The sequence below is a fragment of the Denitromonas iodatirespirans genome, assembly GCF_018524365.1.
Taxonomy (GTDB): Bacteria; Pseudomonadota; Gammaproteobacteria; order Burkholderiales; family Rhodocyclaceae; genus Nitrogeniibacter; species Nitrogeniibacter iodatirespirans.
Genome location: NZ_JAEKFT010000015.1, coordinates 112,997 through 119,440, shown reverse-complemented (window position 1 = coordinate 119,440; position 6,444 = coordinate 112,997). Strand labels below are relative to the sequence as shown.

Annotated in this window: 8 protein-coding genes; 4 read left to right on the top strand and 4 right to left on the bottom strand. The window is 67.9% G+C overall.

All coding sequences use genetic code 11. The annotated features are described in order from the left end of the window. A partial coding sequence (locus I8J34_RS14255; protein ID WP_214362280.1) for a DUF3426 domain-containing protein occupies positions 1–806 on the top strand: 806 nt, incomplete at its 5' end. Positions 807–808: 2 nt separating this feature from the next. Continuing rightward, entirely contained in the window at positions 809–1,201 is a 393-nt protein-coding gene (locus tag I8J34_RS14250; RefSeq protein ID WP_214362279.1) for a diacylglycerol kinase, read from the top strand. Between the two features lie 22 nt (positions 1,202–1,223). On the opposite strand, the gene I8J34_RS14245 is transcribed toward I8J34_RS14250, so the two are convergent. The 3 genes from I8J34_RS14245 to I8J34_RS14235 form a co-directional block, all read right to left on the bottom strand. Continuing rightward, positions 1,224–1,694, bottom strand: a complete 471-nt coding sequence (locus I8J34_RS14245) for an outer membrane lipoprotein (RefSeq protein ID WP_370661890.1) — start codon at positions 1,692–1,694, stop codon at positions 1,224–1,226. Beyond that, positions 1,694–2,629, bottom strand: coding sequence for a carbohydrate kinase family protein (locus tag I8J34_RS14240; protein WP_214362277.1), 936 nt, complete (start codon positions 2,627–2,629; stop codon positions 1,694–1,696). Before I8J34_RS14240 ends, I8J34_RS14245 begins: the two co-directional genes overlap by 1 nt. Positions 2,630–2,699: 70 nt before the next feature. Beyond that, positions 2,700–3,914 carry a glycosyltransferase family 4 protein gene (locus tag I8J34_RS14235; protein WP_230411842.1) on the bottom strand — a complete coding sequence of 405 codons (1,215 nt, stop codon included), beginning with the start codon at positions 3,912–3,914 and terminating at the stop codon, positions 2,700–2,702. 176 nt (positions 3,915–4,090) lie between these two features. Between I8J34_RS14235 and I8J34_RS14230 the strand changes: the two genes are divergently transcribed. After that, positions 4,091–4,849, top strand: coding sequence for a GNAT family N-acetyltransferase (locus I8J34_RS14230; protein WP_214362275.1), 759 nt, complete (start codon positions 4,091–4,093; stop codon positions 4,847–4,849). Positions 4,850–4,920: 71 nt separating this feature from the next. Continuing rightward, entirely contained in the window at positions 4,921–5,625 is a 705-nt protein-coding gene (locus tag I8J34_RS14225) for a lysophospholipid acyltransferase family protein (RefSeq protein ID WP_230411841.1), read from the top strand. A 4-nt stretch (positions 5,626–5,629) separates the two neighbouring features. Here the strand turns inward: I8J34_RS14225 and I8J34_RS14220 are convergent, their stop codons facing one another. Beyond that, positions 5,630–6,442 carry a symmetrical bis(5'-nucleosyl)-tetraphosphatase gene (locus tag I8J34_RS14220; protein WP_214362274.1) on the bottom strand — a complete coding sequence of 271 codons (813 nt, stop codon included), beginning with the start codon at positions 6,440–6,442 and terminating at the stop codon, positions 5,630–5,632. Positions 6,443–6,444: the final 2 nt, after the last annotated feature.

Sequence of the window (6,444 nt, the reverse complement as noted above, 5' to 3'; positions counted from 1 at the left end):
AAGCCGAAGCCGAAGCCGAAGCCGAAGCCGAAGCCGAAGCCGAAGCCGAAGCCGAAGCCGAAGCCGAAGCCGAAGCCGAAGCCGAAGCCGAAGCCGAAGCCGAAGCCGAAGCCGAAGCCGAAGCCGACAAAGAGGATGTCATCACGATCGAGGCGCTGGAAGCCGATGACGGCTTTTTTGCACCTGTCGACGAGCGGATGCCCTCTACCGAAACGGACGCCTCGCCCGACGACGCGTCAGCCGAGACGCCGGCGCGGATTGAAACGCCTCCCTTCGCGGCGCCCACCCCGGAAACATCCGCACTGGCCGGTCTTCCACCGGCCCGCAAACGCAGTCCGTGGCTGATGAGCCTGATCGTCGGTGTGTTGCTGGCGGCACTGGCCGCGCAGCTGGCCTTGACCTATCGCCAACGCCTGATCGACCAGTTCCCCGCCAGTCGCCCCTTCATCGAGGCCTTGTGCGCCAACCTGGGCTGCGACATGGCCTTGCCGCATGATGCGAGCCAGATCGGCATCGAGGCCTCCGACCTCAACCGCCTGCCCAATGCCGACGCCTTGTTCGAGCTGACAGCCACGCTGCGCAACCGGGCCACCACCGCCATGGCTTTCCCGCATCTGGAGCTGACACTCACCGATGTGCGCGACAGGGCACTGGTGCGCCGGGTGTTTTCACCGCAGGAGTGGCTCGGCTCGGCCGCCGACGATGCCGCCGGCTTTGCCCCTCAGAGCGAGCGTATGGCACGCGTGGCTTTCACGGCCGACAACGTCAACGCCTCGGGCTACCGCCTCTACGCCTTCTATCCGTAGGCATGACGCGCAAGGCCGACACGCCGGACGATCCTCCGAGCAAGGGCGCCACGGGTCTTCGCCGCCTGGTCAATGCCTTCCACTATTCCTGCGCCGGACTGGCCGCCGCCTTTCGTCACGAGGCGGCATTTCGCCAAGAGTGCGCACTGGCGACGGTGGCGATCCCGGTCGCGCTGTTGAGTTCGGCGACCGGGCTCGGCAAGGCGCTGCTGGTCGGCAGCGTGCTGTTGGTGATGATCGTCGAGCTGATCAATTCGGCGATCGAGGCAGAGGTGGACCGGGTGTCGCTGGCGCGGCACCCGCTGGCCAAGCGCGCCAAGGACATCGGCAGCGCCGCCGTGCTGCTGGCCCTGGTCAATCTCGTGGTGGTCTGGGCCCTGGTGCTGCTCGGCTGAGCAGCACCCGCGGCACACCGCCTTAGCGGCTTACCCGCATGGTGCCGCCGTCCTGGACGATGCGCACCCGCTCGCCGGTCCGGAAACCCTCGCCGGCATCTTCCTGCACCACGGCCAGATAGCGGCCGTCGTCCATGCGCACGGTCACTTCCACGCCTTGCGACCGGGTCACGCCCTCTTCGACCGCCGAACCGGCCAGGCCGCCGGCCACGGCGCCGAGTACGGCGCCGACCGCAGATCCTTTGCCACGTCCGATGGTGCTGCCGGCGATGCCGCCGATGGCGCCACCGGCCACCGTGCCGATCGGCGTCTTGGTGCCTTCGAGCTTGACATAGCGGACCGACTGCACGGTGCCGAACTTGACCACCATCGCCCGGCGCGCTTCGGCGCGCGAATAGGTGTCACCAGTCAGGTTGCTGGCGCAGCCCGACACGCCGATCAGGGCCACCGAGGCCAGCAGCAGCGCCCGCGCGTTACGTTGAATCCAATTCATCACCATGGCTTCTCTCCAAATGCCGCCGCATAGCGTTCGGCAATCTCATCACGACTCGGGCGGTGGTTCTGGCCGCCGCGGTGGGCAATCTTGACACTGCCCATCACCGAGGCCAGCCGCCCGGTTGTTTCCCAGTCCATCCCGTTGGCGATGCCGTACAGCAGACCGCTGCGGAAGGCATCGCCGCACCCGGTCGGATCGATCAGGGCATCTGCTTTAACGCACGGGATGTCGATTCGTTGTCCTTCGACATAAATCTGTGAGCCCTCGGCACCGAGGGTCACCACCAGCGCGTCGACATCGCGCGCCAGATCCTCGATCGTTCGGCCGGTCTTCTCGCTCAGCATGCGCGCCTCGTAATCGTTGAGCGCGCAGTAGCTGGCCATCTCCAGGCAGGCTTCGAGCTCGGGGCCGGAGAACATCGGCAGGCCCTGGCCCGGGTCGAAGACGAAGGGGATGCCGGCCTCGGCAAACTGCTGCGCATGACCGAGCATGCCGTCGCGCCCGTCCGGAGCGACGATGCCCAAGCGCACGTCCTTGGCGTCTGAGACCCGGTTTTCGTGGGAATGGTTCATCGCCCCGGGGTGGAAGGCGGTGATCTGGTTGTCATCGACGTCGGTGGTGATGAAGGCCTGCGCCGTGAAGCTGCCGGCCACCTGCCGCACATGGTCGGTACGCAGGCCGAGCGCCGCCAGACGCGCCTGGTAGGGCGCCGCGTCGTCGCCCACGGTGGCCATGATCAGCGGATCGGCGCCGAGCAGTTTGAGGTTGTAGGCGATGTTGCCGGCGCAGCCACCGAACTCGCGGCGCATGTCGGGCACCAGGAAAGCGACGTTCAGGATGTGGATCTGGTCGGGCAGGATGTGGTTCTTGAAGCGGTCGTGGAACACCATGATGGTGTCGTAGGCCACCGAACCGCAGACGAGGATGGACATGGGCGCTTCCGCTCAAAGGGCAAAGCGTGATTATAGTCCGCCTGGCGCATGCGACGCCCGGCACGCCCGCTCAGCCCGGCACCCACAGGCCGTGGCGCACCTCGTGCTGCTTGATGATGCCGCGCATCACCTGTGTCATCTGTGCCGCAACGGCCGGCCAGCCGATGTGCTGCACGCTCTGGCAGGCGTTGGCGGCCATCGCCAGGCGTGCGCCGCGGTCACCGGCGACCCGCAACGCGGCCTCGACAAAGGCGTCTTCGTCCGCCACCGGAGCCAGCCAGCCGTTGTGTCCGTTGCGCACGCGCTCGGCGCCGGCGGCATAGTCGAAGCACACCACCGGCAAGCCGCTGGCGAGCGCCTCGGTGGTCACGTTGCCGAAGGTCTCGGTGAGGCTGGGAAAGAGGAACAGGTCGGCCGACGCGTAATGCGCGGCCAGATCTTCACCGGTGCGCATGCCGGCGTAGCAGTGCTCCGGATAGCGGCGTGCCAACGATTCGCGCGAGGGCCCGTCGCCGACGAACAGCAGCTTGGCCTCGGGCACCCGCTGCACGATCGCCTCGAAGGCACGGATCGCCAAGCTCAGGTTCTTCTCCGGTGCCAGCCGCCCGACCACCGCCACCACCAGCGTGTGCGGCTCGGCTCCCCAGCTGGCACGCAGCGCTTCGTCGCGGCGCGTCGGCGAAAACAGCGCCGTATCGACGCCGCGCGGCACCACCTCGATCTGCCGCACACCGTCCTGCTGCAGCGACTCGGCCAGCGCCCGCGTCGGCACCAGGCAAAGTTCGCCCTTGTTGTGGAAGCGCCTCAGATAGGCCTTGACCGGCGTCTTCAGCCAGCCCACACCGTAGTAGGTGCTGTAGCTATGGAAGTTGGTGTGAAACTCGGTGATCGTCGGCAGGCGCAGCTTGCGCGCCGCGGCCAGGGCCGACCCGCCCAGCGGCCCCTCGGTGACCACCAGCACCACGTCGGGCCGGCGTACCGACCACAGGCGGATCAAGGCGGTGCGCGCCGGCAGCCCCATCTTGAGGTGCGGATAGCGCGGGATCGGCAGGCCACGAGCGAGCATCTCCTCGTAGCGCGCCTCCTGCGCCGGTACATCGTCGGCGCCTTGCCGCGGTCGCACCAGCATCACGCTGTGGCCCTGCTTGACCAGCCCGTCGACCACCCGGGCGGTGGTCAGGGCAACGCCGTTGATCTCGGGCGGATAGGTTTCGGTCACCACCGCCACGCGCAGCCGGTCGGCATCGGCGGGCAGTTCTACAAAAGAAAGGGGGCTCGCATCCATGGCGGCGACTGTCGCGCGGCCGGGCGACATCCGTGTGACAGCGTCGTGACATTGCCATGACATGCGACGCCACCACGCCGGCCCGGCGACTGTCACCTGGCGGTAAAACCGGTGTCACGCGAGCGCAACCTCGGCTTTCTACAGTGGCCACCGTTATCACAGCCGGAGAGCACCTCATGCTCGACAAACGCCAGGACACCGCCCAGCGTCGCCGCCGCAACCTCCATGTCGGTCTGGCGACCTGCGACACCGAAGTGGTCGAAGCGCAGAAACTGCGCTACCGCGTGTTCGCCGATGAAATGGGCGCCCGCCTCGACACCCGCACGCCGGGCGTCGACCGCGACATCTACGACCCCTTCTGCGAGCACCTGATCGTGCGCGACGAAGACCATGGCAAGATCGTCGGCACCTACCGCATCCTGCCGCCGGCCGCAGCACGCCGCGTGGGCGGCTACTACTCCGAGAACGAGTTCGACCTGACGCGCCTGCTGCACCTGCGCCATCGCATGGTCGAGATCGGCCGCTCGTGCATCGACGCCGAGTATCGCTCGGGCGCCGTGATCGCGCTGTTGTGGTCGGGCCTGGCCCGCTACATGCGCGAGAACGGCTACGACACGCTGATCGGCTGCGCGTCGGTGAGCATGGCCGACGGCGGCCACCGCGCGGCCAGCTTTTATAATCAGCTGCGCCACACCCACCTGGCACCGCTTGAGTACCGCGTATTTCCGCGCGCCGCGCTGCCGCTGGACAAGCTGCGCGGCGACCTGGACACCGAAGCGCCACCACTGATCAAGGGCTATCTGCGCGCCGGTGCCTGGGTGTGCGGCGAGCCGGCCTGGGACCCGGATTTCAACGTGGCCGACCTGCCCATCCTGATGCCGATGGGTCGGCTCGATGCCAAGTACGCCAAGCACTTCATGGGACGCGACGACTGAACCCGACCACCACCTCTGCCCTGCGCCGCGGCTGGCGCTACACCCGCCTCGCCCTGCACCTGTTGCAGGGCGTGCTGACCACTGCGCTGGTGTTTCCCTGGCTGTCGCTGCCGCGGCGCGGTCGCCTGCGCCAGCGCTGGTCGAAGGGGCTGCTGGCGCTGCTGGGGTTTCGGATGCGTGTCGACGGCGTCGAACTGGCCCGCCCGGCCTTGCTGATCGCCAACCATGTGTCGTGGGTCGACATTTTCGCGATCAATGCGCTCTCGCCGAGCGCCTTCGTCTCCAAGGCCGACGTGCGCCAGTGGCCGGTGATCGGCTGGCTGGCGGCCATGAACGAGACGGTGTTCCTGCAGCGGGGCAGCCGCGGACACGCCCGCATCATCAACGAAGAGATCGCCGCCCGCATGGCCGCTGGCCGCCACGTGGCGCTGTTTCCGGAAGGCACCACCACCGACGGCTCGCATGTGCAGCATTTTCATGCCGCCCTGCTGCAGCCGGCGATCAATGCCGGCCAGCCGGTGCAGCCGCTCGCCGTGTGCTACCGCACGCCGGACGGCGCCTTCACCCGTGCTGCGGCCTACGATGGCGACCTGAGCTTCATGGACAGCCTGTCGGCGATCACTGCCGCGCCATGCATCGAGGTGCATCTGACCGTGCTGCCTGCGCTGCCCACGACCGCCGCCAACCGCCGCGACATCGCCCACGCCGCCCATGCGGCGATCGCCGCCCGCGTCGCCCCTGAGATGCTGGCGGCGGCCGAGCGCGCAGCCGCCTGAGCGATCACTTGCCCGCTTCGACCGCCGCCACCTGAAAGACCTTGCCGTCCTCGAGGCGATAGGCGGTGAGCTTGCCGCCCCACAGGCAGCCGGTATCCAGCCCGACAAACCCGGGGCCGATGTGCAACCCCAGGGCCGACCAGTGCCCGGCCAGCACCGTGTGACTGTCGTGCTGGCGGCCAGGCACGCAAAACCAGGGCATGGCGCCGGCCGGCGCATTCGAGGGCGGCCCCTTGTGCTTGAATTCCATTTCCCCGCCCGGCGTGCAAAAACGCATCCGCGTCATGGCGTTGACGATGCAGCGCAGACGGTCCTGCCCGGTGAGCGCGTCGGACCACTCGGCCGGTGTGTTGCCCGCCAAGTCGGCGAGAAAGGTCTGGCGCCCCGCCCCCTGCAGGACGGCTTCAACCTCACCCGCCAGCGCCCGCGCCTGCGGGATGGTCCATTGCGGCAGCAGGCCGGCATGCACCATGGCAAAGCTACCCTCGACATGCATCAGCGGCCGGCTCGCCAGCCAGTCGAGCAGATTGTCGGCATCCGGGGCATCGAGGATCGGCTGGAGGGTGTCGTCCTTGCCGCGCTTGCGCCAGCCGGCCGCCACCATCAGCAAGTAGAGATCATGATTGCCGAGCACCACCGTGGCCGCCTCGCCGAGCCCGCGGATGGCGCGCAGTGTTTCGAGCGACTTCGGCCCGCGGTTGATGATGTCGCCGACAAACCACAGGCGGTCGCGCGTGCGCCGAAAACCGATCTTGGTCACCAGCGCGAGCAACGAATCATGGCAACCCTGGACGTCGCCGATCACATAGGTCGCCACCG

Excerpts from the sequence above, each read along its gene's own strand:
- I8J34_RS14250 (WP_214362279.1), top strand. The coding sequence starts at position 809 with ATGACGCGCAAGGCCGACACGCCGGACGATCCTCCGAGCAAGGGCGCC.
- I8J34_RS14245 (WP_370661890.1), bottom strand. The coding sequence starts at position 1,694 with ATGAATTGGATTCAACGTAACGCGCGGGCGCTGCTGCTGGCCTCGGTG.
- I8J34_RS14240 (WP_214362277.1), bottom strand. The coding sequence starts at position 2,629 with ATGTCCATCCTCGTCTGCGGTTCGGTGGCCTACGACACCATCATGGTG.
- I8J34_RS14235 (WP_230411842.1), bottom strand. The coding sequence starts at position 3,914 with ATGGATGCGAGCCCCCTTTCTTTTGTAGAACTGCCCGCCGATGCCGAC.
- I8J34_RS14230 (WP_214362275.1), top strand. The coding sequence starts at position 4,091 with ATGCTCGACAAACGCCAGGACACCGCCCAGCGTCGCCGCCGCAACCTC.